The 19,634-nt window shown below is 61.9% G+C and carries 17 protein-coding genes; 14 read left to right on the plus strand and 3 right to left on the minus strand.

Going from position 1 to position 19,634, the window contains the following annotated elements; translation table 11 throughout:
* Nucleotides 1-240: 240 nt before the first annotated feature.
* The 12 genes from glpA to ACB042_RS05455 all read left to right on the plus strand — a co-directional run bounded on the left by glpA (nucleotide 241) and on the right by ACB042_RS05455 (nucleotide 13,940).
* The gene (gene glpA, locus ACB042_RS05400; protein WP_371177972.1) at nucleotides 241-1,914 is read left to right on the plus strand and encodes an anaerobic glycerol-3-phosphate dehydrogenase subunit A; all 1,674 of its coding nucleotides are present in this window, start codon (nucleotides 241-243) and stop codon (nucleotides 1,912-1,914) included.
* Entirely contained in the window at nucleotides 1,904-3,169 is a 1,266-nt protein-coding gene (glpB, locus tag ACB042_RS05405) for a glycerol-3-phosphate dehydrogenase subunit GlpB (protein WP_371177973.1), read from the plus strand. The genes glpA and glpB overlap by 11 nt, the downstream gene beginning before the upstream one ends.
* A gap of 51 nt (nucleotides 3,170-3,220) precedes the next feature.
* The gene (glpC, locus tag ACB042_RS05410; RefSeq protein WP_371177974.1) at nucleotides 3,221-4,423 is read left to right on the plus strand and encodes an anaerobic glycerol-3-phosphate dehydrogenase subunit GlpC; all 1,203 of its coding nucleotides are present in this window, start codon (nucleotides 3,221-3,223) and stop codon (nucleotides 4,421-4,423) included.
* A 521-nt stretch (nucleotides 4,424-4,944) separates the two neighbouring features.
* Nucleotides 4,945-6,387 (plus strand): ammonia-forming nitrite reductase cytochrome c552 subunit, encoded by a 1,443-nt coding sequence (nrfA, locus tag ACB042_RS05415; protein WP_371177975.1) that lies wholly within the window; start codon nucleotides 4,945-4,947, stop codon nucleotides 6,385-6,387.
* A 53-nt stretch (nucleotides 6,388-6,440) separates the two neighbouring features.
* A complete protein-coding gene (gene nrfB / locus ACB042_RS05420; RefSeq protein ID WP_213388712.1) occupies nucleotides 6,441-7,040 on the plus strand; it encodes a cytochrome c nitrite reductase pentaheme subunit in 600 nt (199 codons plus the stop codon).
* Nucleotides 7,037-7,717 carry a cytochrome c nitrite reductase Fe-S protein gene (gene nrfC, locus ACB042_RS05425; RefSeq protein WP_371177976.1) on the plus strand — a complete coding sequence of 227 codons (681 nt, stop codon included), beginning with the start codon at nucleotides 7,037-7,039 and terminating at the stop codon, nucleotides 7,715-7,717. The genes nrfB and nrfC overlap by 4 nt, the downstream gene beginning before the upstream one ends.
* 87 nt (nucleotides 7,718-7,804) lie before the next feature.
* Nucleotides 7,805-8,758, plus strand: coding sequence for a cytochrome c nitrite reductase subunit NrfD (gene nrfD, locus ACB042_RS05430; protein WP_371177977.1), 954 nt, complete (start codon nucleotides 7,805-7,807; stop codon nucleotides 8,756-8,758).
* A 173-nt stretch (nucleotides 8,759-8,931) separates the two neighbouring features.
* The gene (nrfE, locus tag ACB042_RS05435; RefSeq protein WP_371177978.1) at nucleotides 8,932-10,899 is read left to right on the plus strand and encodes a heme lyase NrfEFG subunit NrfE; all 1,968 of its coding nucleotides are present in this window, start codon (nucleotides 8,932-8,934) and stop codon (nucleotides 10,897-10,899) included.
* Nucleotides 10,896-11,510 carry a DsbE family thiol:disulfide interchange protein gene (locus ACB042_RS05440; protein ID WP_371177979.1) on the plus strand — a complete coding sequence of 205 codons (615 nt, stop codon included), beginning with the start codon at nucleotides 10,896-10,898 and terminating at the stop codon, nucleotides 11,508-11,510. The genes nrfE and ACB042_RS05440 overlap by 4 nt, the downstream gene beginning before the upstream one ends.
* A complete protein-coding gene (nrfF, locus tag ACB042_RS05445; protein WP_371177980.1) occupies nucleotides 11,507-12,712 on the plus strand; it encodes a heme lyase NrfEFG subunit NrfF in 1,206 nt (401 codons plus the stop codon). Before ACB042_RS05440 ends, nrfF begins: the two co-directional genes overlap by 4 nt.
* Before the next feature lie 91 nt (nucleotides 12,713-12,803).
* Nucleotides 12,804-13,433, plus strand: a complete 630-nt coding sequence (locus ACB042_RS05450) for a DUF2268 domain-containing putative Zn-dependent protease (protein ID WP_371177981.1) — start codon at nucleotides 12,804-12,806, stop codon at nucleotides 13,431-13,433.
* Nucleotides 13,434-13,487: 54 nt separating this feature from the next.
* The gene (locus ACB042_RS05455; protein ID WP_371177982.1) at nucleotides 13,488-13,940 is read left to right on the plus strand and encodes an NUDIX pyrophosphatase; all 453 of its coding nucleotides are present in this window, start codon (nucleotides 13,488-13,490) and stop codon (nucleotides 13,938-13,940) included.
* Between the two features lie 98 nt (nucleotides 13,941-14,038).
* Here the strand turns inward: ACB042_RS05455 and phnX are convergent, their stop codons facing one another.
* The 3 genes from phnX to phnW are packed head-to-tail and all read right to left on the minus strand — an operon-like array spanning nucleotide 14,039 to nucleotide 17,449.
* The gene (gene phnX / locus ACB042_RS05460; protein WP_371177983.1) at nucleotides 14,039-14,878 is read right to left on the minus strand and encodes a phosphonoacetaldehyde hydrolase; all 840 of its coding nucleotides are present in this window, start codon (nucleotides 14,876-14,878) and stop codon (nucleotides 14,039-14,041) included.
* Nucleotides 14,871-16,310 carry an aspartate aminotransferase family protein gene (locus ACB042_RS05465; protein WP_371177984.1) on the minus strand — a complete coding sequence of 480 codons (1,440 nt, stop codon included), beginning with the start codon at nucleotides 16,308-16,310 and terminating at the stop codon, nucleotides 14,871-14,873. The genes phnX and ACB042_RS05465 overlap by 8 nt, the downstream gene beginning before the upstream one ends.
* Nucleotides 16,307-17,449 (minus strand): 2-aminoethylphosphonate--pyruvate transaminase, encoded by a 1,143-nt coding sequence (gene phnW / locus ACB042_RS05470; protein WP_371177985.1) that lies wholly within the window; start codon nucleotides 17,447-17,449, stop codon nucleotides 16,307-16,309. Before phnW ends, ACB042_RS05465 begins: the two co-directional genes overlap by 4 nt.
* 253 nt (nucleotides 17,450-17,702) lie before the next feature.
* Between phnW and phnR the strand changes: the two genes are divergently transcribed.
* Together phnR and ACB042_RS05480 are read left to right on the plus strand one after the other, a co-directional pair.
* The gene (phnR, locus tag ACB042_RS05475; RefSeq protein ID WP_162519648.1) at nucleotides 17,703-18,410 is read left to right on the plus strand and encodes a phosphonate utilization transcriptional regulator PhnR; all 708 of its coding nucleotides are present in this window, start codon (nucleotides 17,703-17,705) and stop codon (nucleotides 18,408-18,410) included.
* Between the two features lie 120 nt (nucleotides 18,411-18,530).
* A complete protein-coding gene (locus tag ACB042_RS05480) occupies nucleotides 18,531-19,550 on the plus strand; it encodes a putative 2-aminoethylphosphonate ABC transporter substrate-binding protein (protein WP_043824248.1) in 1,020 nt (339 codons plus the stop codon).
* Nucleotides 19,551-19,634: the final 84 nt, after the last annotated feature.

The raw sequence follows: 19,634 nt of genomic DNA on the forward strand, positions 1-19,634 counted from the left end.
GCATCACACACCCACCAGACTCGTCAAACAGTGACAGGGGCATCAGATGCCCCTTTTTTGTGCCTGTTATTCGCCACCAGCCCACAAACCGCTGCGATAACAAGCGTGACAAATGTCACATAATGCTCATTAACGCGCGAGCAAATGAGCGTTTGCGAGCGCAAATTTGGCCCATATCAAACATTTCCACTCAGAAGTAGGCCACACTGGCCTCATCTGGAAGAGATGAGACGGGCAACAATGAAAAGAATAACTACACAAGTCGTCATCATAGGCGGCGGTGCCACAGGGGCCGGCATCATGCGCGATTGCGCACTGCGCGGCATCGACTGCATCCTGCTCGAGCGCGATGATATCGCCGCCGGCACCACCGGTCGCAACCACGGCCTGCTCCACTCCGGTGCCCGCTACGCGGTGACGGATCAGGAGTCCGCCCGCGAATGCATCCAGGAAAACCGCATCCTCAAGCGGATCGCCAGCCACTGTGTCGAGGACACGGGCGGCCTCTTCCTCACCCTGCCGGAAGATGACATCAATTTCCAAACCACCTTTATGGATGCCTGCGCCCTGGCCGGTATCGAAACCCGCCAGCTCGATCCCGGTGAAGCCCTGCGCATGGAGCCCAACGCCAACCCGGCGATGATCGGCGCCATCCATGTACCGGATGGCACGATCGACCCGTTCCGCCTCGCCGCGGCCAACGTGCTGGATGCCAAAGAACATGGCGCGCGCATCTTCACCCACTGCAAGGTGCTGGGGCTGCTCCGCACTCAGGATCGGGTGCACGGGGTCAAGGCCATCAACACCCGAACCGGCGAAGCGTTCGAGGTGGAGTGTCAGGAGGTGATCAACGCCGCCGGCATCTGGGGCCAGCAAATTTGCGAATATGCCGATCTCGGCATCCGCATGTTCCCGGCCAAGGGCTCCCTGCTCATCATGGATTACCGCATCAACCAGCTGGTGCTCAACCGCGCCCGCAAACCGGCGGATGCGGACATTCTGGTGCCGGGCGATACCATCTCCCTCATCGGTACCACCTCCAGTCGCATCGATTACAACAAGATTGACCAGCTTACCGTCGAGCCCGAAGAGGTCGAAGTGTTGCTGCGCGAGGGGATCAAGCTCGCCCCCATCATGGCCCGCACCCGTCTGCTGCGCGCCTACGCCGGGGTACGCCCGCTGGTGGCGGTGGACGGTGACGACACCGGCCGCAACATCAGCCGCGGTATCGTGCTGCTGGATCACGCCGAGCGCGACGGTCTCAAGGGGTTCAACACCATCACCGGCGGCAAGCTGATGACCTACCGCCTGATGGCGGAGTGGGCCACCGATCTGCTGGCCAAGAAACTCGGCAACAGCAAACCCTGCCAGACCGCCGAACTGAGCCTGCCCGGCTCGCGGGATCCGGAAAAGGTCTCCGCTCCCGGTCTCTCGGTGCCGGTCGAAGGCTCAGCCCAATACCGCCACGGCGAGCGGGTCATCGCCTTCTTCCGTGACAATCCCAAGGCCAACGCCCTGATCTGCGAGTGCGAAATGGTCACCGCGGGCGAAATCGAATACGCCTTGCGCGAGCTGGATGTGGACAACCTCATCGATCTGCGCCGCCGCACCCGTCTGGGGATGGGGCCCTGTCAGGGCGAGCTCTGCGCCTACCGCGCCGCCGGTCTGATGCAGGAGTATGGCAAGGCTGACGGTCGTCAGGCCTGCGTCATGCTGCGCCAGTTCCTCGAGGAGCGTTACAAGGGAACCCGCCCCGTCCTGTGGGGCGATGCCCTGCGCGAGGCCGAGTTCACCTACTGGATCTACGAAGGGCTGTTTGGCTTGGGAGAATGGACGGCGCCGCAGCTGGTTGCCGATACCCCACGCGGCCCAACCAGCGAGACCACTCACAAGGAGAGCCGTCATGAAGTTTGACAATATCGTTATCGGCGGTGGTATGGCGGGACTCTCGGCCGCCCTGCGGCTGGTAGAGGCAGGCCAGAAGACCCTGCTGATGGCCTCCGGCCAGAGCGCGCTGCACTTCTCCTCCGGCTCGGTCGATCTGCTCGAAAGCGAGGGAGATCCCCGCGCCGCCCTGCCCGCCTTTATGGCTGCCCATCCGGATCACCCCTACAGCAAAGTCGGAATGCAGAATATCGAAGCGAGCCTGGCCGATCTGCAGCGCCACTGCGCCGAGCAGGGGTTGCCGCTGGTTCGCCACGACACCAATCACCAGCGCCTGACCCCCATCGGTACCCTCAAGCGCACCTGGCTCTCCCCCGATACCTGTGCTTGCGTCACCGATGCGCCGATCCCGGACGTGCTGCTGCTGGCCACCCTCGAGGGCTTTCGCGACTTTCATCCGGCACTGGCGGCCGCCAATCTGGCGACCCATCCGCGCTTTGCCCACTGCCGTATTCTGACCGGCGAAATCCGCCTGCCCCAGCTGGCCGAATTCAGCCGCAATCCCCACGAGTTTCGCTCAGCCGACATCGCGCGCCTGTGTGACAAGCATCATCTGGTGGCCGATCTGGCCCGCGAGATCAGCCGCATGGTGCAGGAGAGCGGTGTACCCGGCTGCCGCCATATCGTGCTGCCCGCCTGCCTGTCGCTGGGGCTGGTAGGCCCGCGTCTGGCGGAGCTGGAGCAGCGCACCGGCTGCACCATCAAGGAAGTGGCCACCATGCCGCCGTCTCTGATAGGTATGCGGATGCAGGAGGCGCTCAAGCGCCGCTTTATGGCCCTTGGCGGCACCTTCCTCACCAGCGAGCGGGTGCTGGGCGCCCGTTACGAAGGTGACCGGGTGGTCGGCGTACATACCCAGAATGGCGATGATCAGCTGTTCGAGGCGGACAACTTCGTGCTTGCCTCCGGCAGCTTCTTCAGCCGCGGGCTGGAATCCCGTCTGCGTGGCATTCGCGAGCCCATCTTCGATGCCGATGTGCTGAGTCTGGAGGAGCGTGACGCTTGGGCCGGTCGCCGCCTGTTCGATCACCACCCTTTCATGGGCTTCGGGGTCAAGACCGACGACAAGCTGCGGGTGCTGCGCGGCGGCAAGCCACTCGCCAACCTCTATGGCGCGGGCAGTGTCTTGGCCCATTACGACCCCATTAAAGAGGGCTCAGGCTCCGGCGTTGCCGTTGCCACCGGCTGGCAGGCTGCCGGCCATATTCTGGACGCGGCCCAATGATTACTACGTCCCATATCCCGTGTCTTCATCATCGCCGGGAGGAGAACTGACATGCTACTGGATCACGCCAACCAAACTTTCGATCAGTGCATCAAATGCACCGTCTGTACCGCCTACTGCCCGGTGGCCAAGGCCAACCCCGCCTACCCCGGCCCGAAACAGGCGGGCCCGGATGGCGAGCGGCTGCGGATCAAGAGCCCCGAGCTCTTTGACAGCGCCCTCAAGCACTGCACCAACTGCAAACGCTGCGAAGTAGCCTGCCCGAGCGGGGTGCGCATCGGCGACATCATTGCCAAGGCCAAGCATCAGTACAGCGGTTTCAAACCGGGGATCCGCGAGTTCGTCCTCTCCCACACCGATCTGATGGGCAGCATGTCTACCCTGATGGCCCCGGTGGTCAACTTCACCACCGGCCTCAAGCCGATGAAGCTGGTGCTGGACAAGGCGCTGGGTGTCTCCTCCCACCGCGACCTGCCCAAATACTCCCAGGGCACCTTCCGCAGCTGGTACAAGAAGCAAAAAGAATCTCAGGCCCGTTATGAGCGCCAAATAGCCTATTTCCACGGCTGCTATGTCAACTACAACCATCCTCAGCTTGGCAAGGAGCTGGTGCAGGTGCTCAACGCCATGAACATCGGTGTGCAGCTGCTTGAACGGGAGAAGTGCTGTGGCGTGCCGCTGATTGCCAACGGCTTCATGGACAAGGCCAAGCAGCAGGCAGCCTTCAATATCAAGCAGATGGAGAACTCCCTGCTGGGCAACGAGATGCCGCTGCTGGCCACCTCCTCCACCTGCGGCTTTACCCTGCGCGATGAATATCCCCACCTGCTGGAGCAGGATAACCACAAGGTACGGGATCGCATCTCGCTGGTGACCCGCTTCCTGTGGAACGAGTTCTACAAGGGCAACAAACCGACGATGAAGCCGCTCAATCTGCACATCGCCTACCACACCCCCTGCCACATGGAAAAAATGGGGGGCGTCATCTACACCCTCGAATTGCTGCGCGCCATTCCCGGGGTCAAGGTAACGGTACTGGAGTCCCAGTGCTGCGGCATCGCCGGCACCTACGGCTTCAAGTCGGAGAACTACCAGACCAGCCAGACCATCGGTGAGGGGCTATTTGATCAGATCAACCGCCTCTCCCCCGATCTGGTGATCACCGACTGCGAGACCTGCAAATGGCAGATCGAGATGAGCACCAGCTTCCGCTGTGAACATCCGATCCACCTGCTGGCCCAGGCGTTGGCCTGAATCCCCGGCCCTTGCGGCCGCATAAAAACAATCCACGCAGAGATAAACAAAGAGCCGGCAATTGCCGGCTCTTTCATTTCCAAGGTTCCATGGCGCTAGTCGACAAAGGGCGCGACATTGAATAAATATTCAAATTATAAAATACACCCATAAATAGATAAATTACATGTCATATTTTTCACCAACCCTTGCCATATCAAGCGTAGCAATCAATGTCACCTGTCGAAAATGAATAAATCTTGATAGTGCAGCTCAATCAGTTGAGTCAACGCATAATTTAACCAAGGTCTCATTTCCGCACTTTACCTCCCTAGCTAATTGATCTGGCGCAAATCAGCGCCTGATAAATCATTATTCATTTTACCCATTTGGTAATATCCACTTCGAGCAATTGCATAATTTCGTAATTTTTATTCACCAATAACAATGAAATGAATCGGCCTGTCTGCTCCCGCACTCTCGGGAGTCTATGTCCACCGCAAGGATGGCGCGGGCCTGGCAATGAGATTGATTCGGGAGTGATGATCGTGAGTTCACACAACAGACAGACCAAACTGGGCCTCGCCGCCCTGCTGCTGACCAGCTTGCTTGGTGCAAGCGGCTGGGCACTGGCTGATGACGCAACCACCAATGGCAAGATAGAGGCGCGCAGCGAGCTGTTCGCCAAGGATCACGCCGATCAGTTCACCAGCTGGCAAGCCACCAGCGAAAGCAAGGAGCGCACCGATGCGCTGGCGGAAGATCCCAATATGGTGGTGCTGTGGGGCGGTTACCCCTTCGCCAAGGATTACAACAAGCCGCGCGGTCACTTCTATGCGCTGACCGATGTTCGGGAAACCCTGCGTACCGGCGCCCCGAAAACAGCCGAAGATGGCCCCCTGCCCATGGCCTGCTGGAGCTGCAAAGGCCCGGATGTGGCCCGCGTCATCGACGAGAAGGGTGAGGATGGCTACTTCAAGGGGATGTGGGCAAAAGGTGGGCCGGAAGTAGTCAACACCATCGGCTGCGCCGACTGCCACGACACCGCCTCGAAGGAGTTCAAGGAGGGCAAACCTGCCCTGCACCTCTCCCGTCCCTATGCCGATCGGGCCATGACCGCCATCGGCAAGCCGTTCAAGGAGCAGGGGCGCTTTGATCAGCAGTCCCAGGTGTGCGGTCAGTGCCACGTGGAGTACTACTTCAGCGGCCCCACCAAGGCGGTCAAATTCCCTTGGGACAAGGGCACCACGGTTGAGCAGATGGAGGCCTATTACGATGAAATCGGCTTTGCCGACTGGCCCCATGCCCTCTCCAAAACCCCTATGCTGAAAGCCCAGCACCCCGAGTACGAGACCTGGCGCGCCGGCATTCACGGCCAGAACAACGTCGCCTGTGTCGACTGCCACATGCCCAAGGTGCAGAACGAGCAGGGCAAGGTCTACACCGATCACAAGGTGGGGAACCCCTTCGATCGTTTCGAACAGACCTGCCGCAACTGCCACACCCAGAGCAAGGAGATGCTGCAAGGGATCGTCAAACAGCGCAAAGAGGCGGTAATCGAAACCAAGCTGAAGGTCGAGAAGCAGCTGGTACACGCCCACTTTGAAGCCAAGGCGGCCTGGGATGCCGGCGCCACCGAGGCAGAGATGAAGGATATTCTGCAGGACATCCGGCACGCCCAGTGGCGCTGGGACTACGCCATCGCCTCCCACGGGGTGCAGATGCACGCCCCCGAAGTGGCCCTCAAGGTACTTGGCAGCGCGCTGGATAAAGCCGCTGACGCCCGCACCAAGCTGGCCCGCCTGTTGGCCAGCAAGGGGATCAGCCACGAAATCGCCATCACCGACATTTCCACCAAGGAGAAAGCGCAAGCGGCCCTTGGCATGGATATGAAGCAGTTCAACAGCGACAAGGCCCAGTTCCTCAAGACCACGGTCCCCGCCTGGGATGCCGAGGCCAAAGCGGCCGGACGGCTGGCACAGTAACGGCGCCTGCGGGCCCGGCGCCAAGTCGGGCCCGCAGCGGATGGAGGCTTCCTATGGGTGATTTAACGATGGATTTTTTACGACTGATGCTGATGGCAGCCATGCTGCTCACAAGCCTGCAGGGTCAGGCGGCCGAGCCGGCAGTAGCCCCTGTTCCAGCTACACATGAGGTGGAATTTTTACGCAATCCCGACAAGGCCTGCACCGACTGTCACAAGGAGCAGAGCGAAGGGATGCACGGCAAGCATGGTCAGGCGACCAATCCCAACAACCTCAAGCCGGTGACCTGCACCAACTGCCACGGCCAGCCCTCCCCCCAGCACCGGGAAGGGGTCAAGGATGTGATGCGTTTTAGCCACAGCCTGAAGGATAAAGAGAGCATCAAGCTTTATCCCATCAGCGAGCAGAATGGAGTCTGCATGAGCTGCCACGAGCCCAAAGAGCTGCGCGAGGCGCTCTGGGCCCACGATGTGCACGCCACCAAGCTCACCTGCACCAGCTGTCACCAGTTGCATCCGGCCAAGGAGCCCATGGTGGGGATCCCGGAAAAATCCCGAATCAAGCTCTGCGTCGACTGCCACAGCAAGCAGCATGAGGCCAGCAAGGCCCGGCAGGAGCAGTCCAAACCGGCTACCGGCAAGGAGGCCTCATGAGCTGCTCTCGCCGTGACTTTATGGCGGGCATGGGCGCGGGGGCCCTTATCATGATGACGGGGCCGACTCGCTCCCTTGCCACACCCCTCGCCCACAGCCAGACCATCGACGGGGTCCGCTATGGCATGATCCACGATGAGACGGCCTGCATCGGCTGCACCGCCTGCATGGATGCCTGCCGGGAGGTCAACAAAGTGCCGGAAGGGGTCTCGCGCCTCGAGATCATCCGTTCAGGCCCCATCGGTGAATTTCCCGACGCCGAGTACTGCTTCTTTCGCAAGTCCTGCCAGCACTGCGACAACGCCCCCTGCGTGCATGTCTGCCCCACCGGCGCCTCCCATATCCGCAAGGAGGATGGCATCGTCGATGTCGACGCGGATCTCTGCGTCGGCTGCATGTATTGCCTCGCCGCCTGCCCCTATCAGGTGCGCTTTATCAACCCGGTCACCCGAGTGGCAGACAAGTGCGACTTTTGCCGCAAGACCAACCTGGCGGCGGGCAAGGAGCCAGCCTGCGTGGAGTCCTGCCCCACCAAGGCGCTGGTGTTCGGTAATCTGGATGATCCGGACAGCCCCATCGCCAAACGGCTGGTGAAAGAGACCACCTATCGCTACAAGCAGGCACTCGGCACCTCGCCCAAGATGTACCGCGTGCCCAAAGGGGAGATAACGTCATGACCATACAAGCGGCATTTCACTTCCCCTCGCTGGTGTGGGGATTTGCCCCATCGCCATCTACTGCTTTGACAGAGGGAGGAATGGATCATGTTGCATGACGCATTTCACTTCCCTTCACTTGTCTGGGACTGGCCCATCGCTATCTATCTGTTCCTGCTCGGCATCTCCGCCGGGGCCACCACCCTCTCGGTGCTGCTGCGCCGCAAGGGGGCAGGCAGCGAGAGCGGCATCATCAAGGCAACCGCCATTCTGGCGCCAGCGAGCGTGATCCTGGGGTTACTGATCCTTATCTTCCATCTGGCCCGCCCCTGGACCTTCTGGAAGCTGATGTTCCACTACCAGTTCGACTCAGTGATGTCGATGGGGGTCATGCTGTTTCAGCTCTATATGGCGGTGCTGTTCGCCTGGCTGGCGGTGGTGTTTCGGGCCGAGATCGAGACCCTGCGCCACCGGTTGCTGAAAGAGAAGTTCGCTCTTGTGGATGGGCTGATTGGCTGGCTTGCCCGCATCGAGCGGCTGCTGGCGCCGCTGTTGCTGCTGCTCGCCGTGCTGCTGGGGGCCTACACCGGCTTTCTGCTCTCGGCGCTCAAGACCTATCCGCTCTTGAACAACCCGGTACTGCCTGTGCTGTTTCTGGTCTCGGGCATCAGCTCAGGTATCGCCTCCACCATCTTGCTGGCGGTGACGCTCTTCAAGGAGAACCACCACAGCCAGGGGGTGAACTTCGTGCATCGCTTCGAGCGACCCGTGCTGGCGGTGGAGGTGTTGCTGCTGGTCTGCTTCTTTACCGGCCTCTACTTCGGTGGCGGCCAGAAAGAGGTGGCGATGTGGGCGGCCATCGGCAGCGGCTTCTGGGCTCAGGTGTTCTGGCTCGGGGTGGTAGGCATCGGCATGCTGCTGCCCCAGTTGCTGGCTCTGCTGGCCCCGGCGCCCCTGCGGGAGCGAAACGGCCATCTGGTGCTGGTCTGCAGCTTGACCTTGGTGGGGATCCTGCTGCTGCGCTACTTCGTGCTCTATGCCGGCCAGATGACGGTCGTTTAAAGATATGATCACCAGCGCCAGCCGCCCTCGGGTGACTGGCGCTGGTTTGTTGCTGGCCCAATGAATTTCTGGTGATGCCACACCCGTTGCTTGGCAATGTTCTCCGCCAAAGGGAGACGACGCGGCGTGTGTGCCATGACATGAATGAGATCAAAGATTGAACCGGAGGTTATGTGCTGGCGGAGCTCGGCTATCTCTCACTGTTGCTGGCGACCGGGCTCGCCCTGCTGCAAGGGCTGCTGCCCTGGCTGGGATTGCGGCTCGCCTCACGCCCGCTGCTCGGCTGCGCAAAACCGCTGGCGCTGATCAATGCCATCCTGCTGTTGACCTCCCTGCTGCTGCTCGCCAGCTGTTTTGCCCAGGATGATTTCACCGTCAGCTATGTGGCCCAACACGCCAACAGCGCCCTGCCGCTTGGCTTCAAGCTGGCGGCGGTGTGGGGCGGCCACGAGGGCTCCATGCTGTTCTTCGTGTTTGCGCTGGGGCTGTGGGGCGCCCTGGTGGCCCTTTGCTCCAAGCGGGTCGATCCGCTGATCACAGCCCGGGTACTGGCCATCATGGGGCTGATCGTCGGGCTGTTCGGCCTCTATACCCTGATCTTCTCCAGCCCGTTTGACCGCCAGTTCCCGGGGCCGCTGGAGGGGCGCGACCTCAACCCCATGCTGCAGGATATCGGCCTTATCATCCATCCACCCCTGCTCTATCTCGGTTACGTCGGCTTTGCGGTCAACTTCGCCTTCGCCATGGCGGCGCTGCACTCGGGTCGGCTCGATGGTGCCGTGGCCCACTGGAGCCGCCCCTGGGCGCTCGGCTCCTGGGTCTTTCTCACCGCCGGCATCGTGCTGGGCTCGTGGTGGGCCTATTACGAGCTCGGCTGGGGCGGCTGGTGGTTCTGGGATCCGGTAGAAAACGCCTCCCTCTTGCCCTGGCTGCTGGGCACCGCCCTGCTGCACGCCCTGATTGTCTGCGAGAAGCGCGGCGCCTACGGCCACGCAGTGCTGTTGCTCTCCATCTTCACCTTCGCCTTGAGCCTGCTCGGCACCTTCGTGGTGCGCTCCGGGGTGCTCACCTCGGTGCACGCCTTTGCAGTGGACCCCAGCCGCGGCCTCACCCTCTTGTTGCTGCTCGGTTTGCTATTGACCTGCGCCCTCACCCTGTTTGCCCTGCGCGCAGACATTCGCGCCCCCTATGCCCGCTTTGGCTTGCTGTCAAAAGAGGGGCTGCTTGGCGCCGCTATCCTGCTGCTCTGCGTGGCCTGCGCCAGTGTGCTGCTCGGCACCTTCTACCCCATGGTGTTCCAGTCGCTCCATCTGGGCTCGCTGTCGGTGGGCGCCCCCTATTTCAATACCATCTTCGTGCCGCTGGCCCTATGCCTGATGGGACTGATGACCAAGCTGCCGCGCCTGCGCTGGCAGCAGCTTGCGCCACATTCCCGACTCAACGCTCTGTTGCCACCGCTGTTTGGCCTGCTTGGCGGCGGGCTCATTAGCCTTGCCTATCTGGAACAGGGAGCGGTTTCCGGTAGCTGGATTGGCATCCTCGCCAATATGGTGAGCCTCTGGCTGATGGCCAGACTGCTGCTCCCGCTCTTGCAACCGACGTCGCTGCGTGAGCTCACCCTCAATCGGTTCGGCAGCCTGCTGGCCCATCTCGGGGTGGCAGTGTGTGCCCTAGGCATCGCGCAGGTAAGTCACCACAGTCAGGAGGGGGGTACAGTGCTCGGTGCCAACCAACCCTACCAGCTCGGCGCGTTCGAGTTTCGCTATGAGGGGCGCGAGCCGGTGATCGGCCCCAACTACACCGCCGAGCGCATCACGCTTAGCGTGCACAAGAACGGTAAAGAGGTGGCGCGGCTGACGCCGGAGCGGCGCCACTACAGCGTGCGCACCATGAACATGAATGAACCCGGCATCGAGTGGGGAATGCTCGGCGATCTCTACGTGGTGCTGGGTGAGAAGATGGGACCAGATGCCTATGCCATGCGGCTGCACTACAAGCCGCTGGTGCGCTGGATCTGGTTCGGTGGCCTGTTGATGATGGCAGGCGGCACCCTGCGCCTGCTCGCCCGTCGCCCCTTGCTTGCCTCCCGCCCCGTTGCGGTTGGCACCTCCCATCCCCGGCTCGAACAGGAGGCGTTATGAGATCCCGCCTGCGCCTCTTTCTTCCACTGCTGCTGACCCTGAGCCTCGGCATCCTGCTCTGGCTCGGCCTTGGCAACAATCCCTACAGCCAGGATGAGGCGACGCTCGGCCGTACCCTGCCTGTGTGGCAGAGCGACAATCTGCTGGATGGCGGGCTTATTGATACCGCTGCACTGAAAGGCGAGCCCTTTGTGCTCAACGTCTGGGCCAGCTGGTGCGCCAACTGCCGCGCCGAGCATCCGCTGCTCAGCGAGCTCGCGGCAGCAGTGCCCCTCTACGGTCTCAACTACCGGGACAAGGGGGATGCCGCCCGCGCCTGGCTTATCCAGGCGGGCAACCCCTATCGCGCCGTACTGGCCGACCCCAACGGCAAACTGGCCCTTGAGCTCGGCGTCTACGGCACGCCGGAGACCTATCTCTTCGCCGGCGACGGCACCCTGCTGACCCGTCATACCGGCCTGCTCACCCGGGAGATCTGGCAACGCCAGTTTGCCCCCCTGCTCGACCAGGCGCGAGCTGATGCGCAGATAAAGGCTGCCACAACGGCACCCGCGATTGCGCCATTTATTGCGCCGTCTATTGCAACATCAGCTCGGGAGACACAGCCATGATGCGCCATTCTCTTGCCTGCGCCCTGCTGGCCCTCGGCATGCTGCTGAGTGCCACTGCATATTCCAGCGGGGTCGATACCTATCAGTTTCGCCACCCCGAGCTGCAAACCCGCGCTCAGGAAGTGGCCCGCGCCCTGCGCTGCCCCCAGTGCCAGAACCAAAACCTGGTGGAGTCCAACTCCCCCATCGCCCGGGATCTGCGGCTAGAGGTATACCGCTGGGTGGACGAGGGACAGAGCGATGAGCAGGTGATCGCCCGGATGACGGAGCGCTTCGGCGATTTCGTCCGCTACGATCCCCCCTTCAAGAGCAGCACGGCGCTGCTGTGGGGCGGCCCCCCGCTGCTGTTGGGGCTGGCACTGTTGACCCTGTTTCGCCGCCTGACACGCACAAAGGCGCAACCCATCCCTGCCGTTAAGGCCATCGATGAGGCCCCCCCTCAACCCGCCGCCGATCCGCGCAGCGAATTGAATTTGCTGATCATGCACGGGGAGCAGGCAGGCCTCTCCCCCGACCAACCACTCTACAGGGAGCTGAGCGCCGCCCGCCTGGCCAACGCCATCCCGGCGGCTGAGCTGGCCCTGCGCGCGCAACTGGCCAGCCAGCGTGACAATCGCGGCCGCAATAACCAGCACGGGCGGGCCTTGTTGCTGCTTGGCATCATGGCATTCGTAGCCGTTGCAGCTGTGTATCTTAGCAGCGGCCGTTATCAGGCGTGGCAGACGTATCAGTCGCGCCCCAATCCGCTGGCGGGATTGAGCCCGCGGGATCTGCAGGACAAGGAGCTGGGGAGTCTGCATCAGAAGCTTCAGCGCAGCCCCGCCGATCTCGACAGCTGGGCGGCGCTCGGCCAGCTCTATCTCTATCGGGGCGAATATGACAACGCCCTGCTCGCCTACCAGCGCCTCGCTCTGCTGGAGGGGGGCGCCAGCGCGGCGACTCAGGCCGCCCAAGCCACTGTGCTCTACTATCAGGCGGGCCAGATGCTGACTCCCGAGGCAACCCGCCTGCTGGAGAGCGCCCTCAAGCAGGACAAAGGCGAGGTGAGCGCCCTGATGCTGCTTGCCTCCGATCACTTCCTGCATGGTCGCTACAAGCAGGCCATTTCGCTGTGGCAGCAACTGCTCGATGGCGAGCGCCCTCGCATCAACCGGGCCGCGCTGATCGAGGCGATCCAGACGGCAAGCATAATGGGCGGGTAACCCCTTGATTGAAGGAGGGTAATCGTGGTGATATGGCGCCGCGACCACGCAAGTGGCTCAGTACTCTCTTTCAATAGACAAGGATGTCTGGATGCAACTCACCCTGTTAAACGACTCGGGCAAATTCGATGGGCTCGATGACACCATTAGGCACGTTTTTGCCGAGACGGCGCACAAATTGAATGCCTTGTTCGATCTCTCCCAACTGGATGTCACCTTCAGCCCTTTTGCCGAGGGGGATGCTCCCGACTCGGGTATCGGTGGCTGGGCCATCAACATGTATCGAATAGAACTCCAGCTTGATCTGGAACGGCCTGATATCAAAGAGGTGATCATCACCGAATTGCCTGCCGTGCTGGCCCACGAAGTCCACCATATCGTGCAAAAGAAGAACAAGGTGGAAGCAGAAACACTGGCCGAAACCCTGATTTTTGAAGGACTGGCTTGCTACTTTGAGCAGAGGTTCAATGGTGGCACACTCCCCTCGCTGTTCAAGGAGTCTCATCAACATGACTGGCAATCGCTCCTGGCAGAGATGACACCCAATCTATCCAGCAAGCAGTTCAACTATTTAGACTTTTTCTACTGCCGTGATAACCGGCCATTTCCCAAATATGCCGGTTACTGGGTGGGGTTCAATCTGGTGGCCAACTATCTGGCCAAAAATGGACTGAATGAAATTGAGGTCATGGGCCTGCCCGCCGAAGCGTATTTCAATTAACACGCCTTCACACTGTTCGTGGCTATCACAGAGCCCAAATCCGGAGAGAAGATCATGATCCCCATTCGCTGCAAGGCCGTCTCCGGCGTTGCCCTTACCACTGTCGATGGCGAAACAAAATTGCTGGTGATGAAACGGGTCAAGGGGGGCTTCTGGTGCCATGTGGCGGGCACGGTGGAGGCGGGTGAAACCGGCTGGCAGACCATTATTCGGGAGTTTGCTGAAGAGACGGGGATCCGGGTCACCGAACTCTACAACGGCCAGTATCTGGAGCAGTTCTACGATGCGAGCTTGAATACGGTGGAGGTGGTGCCGGTCTTTGTGGTCTATTGCCCGGCCAATCAGGCAGTGACCCTCAACGACGAGCACACAGACTATCGCTGGTGTTCCCTGGCCGAAGCAAAAGCGCTGGTGAGTTTCCCCGGCCAGAAGGCGCTCTACGACCATATCTGGCACCACTTTGTCGACAACGCCCCCTCTCCCCTGATGCGGGTCGATATCCGCTGACTGCGCACAACTTCCCCCTGTAAATGCAATACGCCCCCGGATGGGGGCGTATTGCATTTACAGCCAGCCAAGCGCTTATGTTAGACCACGCCGATGGCCTACGGCCGCTCGCCAGCGGCCAGACGGCGGTTGATATCGGCGATAACCGGGGCGATGTCGGCCAGGGTATCAATCACATAGTGCGCCCCCGCCGCCCGCAGTTTGGCCTCGGCCGGTGCGCGCCGGGCGGCGATCTCCGCCTCGCTCATGGCGGCAAACTCGTCCCAGGTGGCACCGAACTCGTTGCCGGAAACCGACAATCCCACTGTCCACATGCCCGCGTTCAACCCTTCGCTGATACCCGGCACGGCGTCATCCACCTTGATGCAGCGATGCACGGCGCTCACTCCCAGCTCAATTACGTTGGCCAGCGCCATCCAGGGGCCGGGGCGACCACCTGCCTTGAGATCGTCAGTGGCGACCCAGTGATCCGGGCGATAGCCGTGATCGGCCGCCGCTGGCACCAGCGCCTCCATCACCGGACGGGGATAACCGGAGCAGGAGCCGATTTTCATCCCCTGCACCCGCAGAGCGTCCAACACCGGCAGCACACCGGGGATGGGGGCGGCAAAGCGGGTCACGGCGGCAATCTGCAGCGGCATAAAGGTGTGATAAATGTGGTCCACCTCGGCGTGGCTCATGGGGTGGCCGAAGCGGGTCTGCCAACGCGCATCCACCGAGGGCAGACGGCCCAGCGCGGCGATATGATCCCACTTGCCAAGGCCCATGGGCTGGCGTGCTTCATCCAGGGTCACGGTGAAGTCATAGGCGCGGGCGAAGGCCTCGACGAAGATGGAGGTGGGGGCGAAGGAGCCGAAATCGACGACGGTGCCGGCCCAGTCGAGGATCAGCGCCTCCACGTCGGTGGTCGGGTGAATGGCAATCTGCAAGTCAGTCATGGTGAGGTTCCTGTTTCGGTGAAAGTGCGATCTCGCCGAGGGCGCGATCGAGAATGGAAATGGCGCGCACCAGATCGGCGCGAGCGATATTGAGCGGCGGCGAGAGTTGGATGACATTGCCCTGGGAGACCTTGAAGCTGAGCCCCAGCTCCAGACAGCGGTAGAGCAGCTGCTCGGCGGCCTGGCTATTGCGGGTGCGACTCTGGTGATCGACCACCAGATCGAGCGCCCACAAAAGACCGATACCCCGCACCTGCCCGATCAACGGGTAACGCTGGGCAAGCGTCGCTAGCTCTGCCGCCATAAAACGGCCATCCTCCTGCGCTTTTGCCAGCAATCCCTCTTCACGGATGGTAGCGATGGTCGCGAGGGCCGCCGCGCAGCCGATAGGGCTCTTCTCATGGGTGTAGTGACCGAGTGAAATAGCTGCCGCCTGATTGAACCTGTCGCGGGTAATGAGCGCGGCAAACGGCACCACCCCGCCCCCCAGCCCCTTGCCCAGACAGATGATGTCAGGTTCGATGCCGAACTCTTCAAAGCTGAACCAGTGGCCGGTGCGACCCAGGGCATTGGGGATCTCGTCGACGATCAGCAGCACCTTGTGGCGATCGCAGATCTCCCGCACCCGCTGCCAGTAGGCCTTCGAGGGCACCTGTACATCGGTGTTGCGGATCGGCTCGGCGATAAAGGCGCCGACACCTCCCTCCTTCTCGATGACGTACTCCAGATAATCGGCGTAGTGCAGGTCATCCCCCTCCCCGCGATACCAGACACCGCGATAACGGGTGGGGGGCGGGATGCGCTCCACCCCGGCCATCAGCGGGCCCATACCGGCGCGAAAGCAGGCCTCGCCACCGACCGAGATGGCATCGAGAGAGGCGCCGTGAAAGGCATCCCACAGGGACACCACCTTGCTATTGCCGGTGATGAAACGGGCGAGCTTCAGGGCAATCCCCACCACCTCGCTGCCGCCGGGGGCAAACAGCACCCGGTTGAGATCGCCGGGGGCCAGCTCGGCCAGGGTGCGGGCGCAGTCGATGGCAACCTGATGGGTGTAGCGGCGGGGCGCGAACGGCAGATCGGCGAGTTGCTGCTGCACCGCGGCCACCACCCTGGGGTGACCGTGGCCCAGCTGATGAACGCTGTTGCCGTGAAAATCGAGGTAACGCGCGCCCGATACACTGGTCAACCAGCTCCCCTGCGCCCCCTCGATCAAATCCAGACAGGGGGTGGAGAGTGCCTGATGGAGAAAGTAGCGGCTATCCTCCGCCAATCCGGCCTGTACATCTTCGCTCTGGCCCGCCCACCAGCGCGCCCGCCCCTCGCCGAGGTTGATATCCCCTTCGCTGTCGGCGCGGCCGCTGCCGTGCAGCTTATGGTCATGCAAATCGCGGCCACGCAGATCACGACCCTGAGCCAGCATGCTGGTCATTGCGCGTCCTCTTGCCAGTAACAGGCGCTGGCCATGGCGGCGAGCAGCTCGCGCACCCGCTCCGGGGTCACATCGCCGATATTGCCGATACGGAAGCAATCGGCCTGGGAGACCTTGCCCGGATAGATGACAAAGCCCTGCGCCTTGAGCCGCTGGTAGAAATCGGCGAAGCGGTAGTCAGGGTGGGCCGGAGAGTAGAAGGCGGTGATGATGGGAGATTGCCACTGTTCTGGCAGCAGTGGCGCAAAGCCGAGGGCAGCCATCCCCGCCAGCAGCGTGCGCTGATTCTCGCCGTAGCGCTGATGGCGGGCTTCAATGCCCCCCTCTTCGTCCAGCTCGCGCAGGGCCTGGGCAAAGGCAAGCACGGTATGGGTGGGCGAGGTAAAGCGCCACTTGCCCCCCTGCTGCTCCATGGTCTGCCACTGGGCATGCAGGTCGAGGGAGACAGAGCGGGCACGACCAGCGCAGGCCGCCAGCGCGGCGCGGCGGGCGATGACGAAGCCAAAGCCCGGTACCCCCTGAATGCACTTGTTGGCCGAGCTGATAAGAAACTCGATGCCAAGGCGCCCCATATCGATGGGGATACCGCCAAAGCTGCTCATGGCATCGACGATCAGGCGAATGCCGCGGCGCTGGCAGAGCACAGCCACCTCCTCAAGGGGGTTGAGCATGCCGGTGGTGGTCTCGCAGTGCACCATGGCCAGATGGGTGATCTCGGGGTGGCGCGCCAGCATCGCCTCGATGGCGGCGGGCTCCGGGCGGGTGGTCTCGCCGCAGTCCAGCTCGTGGTGGCTCAGGCCAAGGCAGCGGGCCATCTCCCCCATGCGGGCACCGTAGGCGCCGTTGTTGATGATCAGCAGACACTCATCGACGCCTATCGCCGAGCCCAGCACGCTCTCCACTACATAGCTGCCGCTCCCTTGCAGCAAGACGACGCTGTAGTCACTTTGATATTCAGGGCCAGTTGCAAGCCGCACCAGCTCGCGGCGGATGGGCTCCACCACACCCTGGTTGTAGTCCGCATCCCAGGTGCAGCTGTCTTGCAGCATGGAGGCGCGCACCGTCGCGGTGGTCGAGAGGGGGCCCGGGGTCAGCAGCAGGTAATCGACGGCAGCAGGGGCCGCAGGAATATGGGTCATGACTTCGCTCCTTTTGGTATATACCAGAATGAGCGCATTGTGGGTAACTGCCCCGCCAAGGTCAAAGGGGTGGCGCTACGTGCAACAAAAAATTCATTTTCAGCGCCGGGATCGCGATAATCTAGGAAGCCTGAACAACAGGGGCGATGCTGGTATCTACCAACGCATGTTGATGCTGCCCTTTAACGACCGGGCAGGTGTCCTGCCCTGTGCCCAACTCATTGCACAACTTATTGCAAAACCAGGGATTTTCATGAGCAAACCGCAATATCTGCAGATCAAGGATGCCCTCGCCAACCAGATCCTGGCGGGGGGGCTGGCCCCCAACGACAAGCTCCCCTCCGAGCGGCTGCTGGGGGAACTCTATGGCACCACCCGGGTTACCATCCGCGAGGCGCTGGTGCAGCTGGAGGCGAACGGCCTTATCTATCGGGAGGATCGCCGCGGCTGGTTTGTCACCCCGCCGCGCTTTCGCTTGAACCCCAGACGCACCTCCAACTTTCACCAGATAGTGCGGGAGCAAGGGGGTGAGCCGCGCACCGAGCTGCTGGAGAAAAACCGCCAGGCGGTGCCGCCCGCGTTGATGGCGCAGTTGCAGCTCAAGCCGTTTGACAGCCTCTTTTTGCTCAAGCGGCTGCGCTACGCCAACGGGCGCGCCATCTGCTACTGCGAGAACCACTGCCTGCCAGAGCGGGTGCCCGGCCTGCTGGAGCTGGATCTCAACGGCAGTCTGACCGAGATCTACCAGGCCCATTACGATCTCCACTACGCCCGCATGCAGGTGCGTTTCTTCCCCACCGCCCTGCCGGACGAGGTGGCCAAGGCGCTGGGGGCCACCGCCGGTCTGCCCGCCCTGCGCCTCGAGCGACTCAACTTCGATCAGCACGGCCGGGTGCTCGACTTCGATCTGGAGTACTGGCGCCACGACAGTCTGGAGATCGAGGTGGATACCCAAGATTAGTCACGGACAAATCAGGAAAGGCAAAACGTCACGGGGCTGTCACGGTCACGTCATAAAGATCCCCTAGCCTCTCTCTCGACCAATCTGGTTTATACCAAACCAATTTAACTGGAGAAGAGGATGAAACAGGGAACCCATCTGCTGGCCGCCGCCGTGCTGGCTGCCATGACCGCCCCGGCACTGGCCGCGACCGATCTCACCGTCTACACCGCCTTCGAACCGGAGCAGCTCAACGAGCTGAAAACCGCGTTCGAACGCCAGCATCCGGACATCAACATCAAGTGGGTGCGTGACTCCACCGGCGTGGTCACCGCCCGCTTGCTGGCAGAAAAAGCGCAGCCCAAAGCGGATGTGGTATGGGGACTGGCCGCCACCAGCCTGATGCAGCTCGATCAGCAGCAGATGCTCAATGCCTATGCACCGAAAGGACTGGAGAAGCTCGACAGCCGCTTTCGCGACAGCAAGGCCGAGCCGCACTGGATCGGTCTGGACGCCTTCTTCAGCGCCATCTGCTTCAACAAGGTAGAGGCGGAAAAACAGGGGATCCCGGCCCCCACCAGCTGGGCCGACCTCACCAAGCCCATCTACAAGGGCAAGGTGATCATGCCCAACCCCAGCTCCTCCGGCACCGGTTACCTGAGCGTTGCGGGCTGGCTGCAGACCATGGGCGAGCAGCAGGGCTGGCAATTCATGAACGGCCTTCACCAGAACATCGACCGTTACACCCACTCGGGCTCCGCCCCCTGCAAGCTGGCCGCCAGCGGTGAAACGGTGATCGGTATCTCCTTCGACTTCCCGGCTACCAGCCTCAAGGCCAAGGGTGCCCCCATCGAGGTGGTGTTCCCGAAAGAGGGGTCGGGCTGGGATATGGAAGCAGCCGCCATCATCAAGGGCACCCCCAAGCTGGAAGCCGCCAAACAGCTGCTCGACTTTGCCGCCACCGAACAGGCCAACGCCCTCTACAACAAGTCGTTTGCCGTGGTCGCCATCCCCGATGTAGCCCAACCGAGAGCGGGCTATCCGGCGGATATCAAAGGCCAGATGATCGACAACGACTTTAGCTGGGCAGCCCGCGAGCGCAACGCCATCCTGGCCCAGTGGAGCGCCAGCTTCGACGGCAAGACCGAAGCCAAGCAGTAAGCGTGAGGGTCGGCGGTTTGTTCACGCCAGACACACAGCCACCAATAAACTGCCAGTCGAAGGCCAACAGCTGTTGGCCTTCGC

The organism is Aeromonas sp. S13(2024) (assembly GCF_041402405.1).
Classification (GTDB): domain Bacteria; phylum Pseudomonadota; class Gammaproteobacteria; order Enterobacterales; family Aeromonadaceae; genus Aeromonas; species Aeromonas veronii.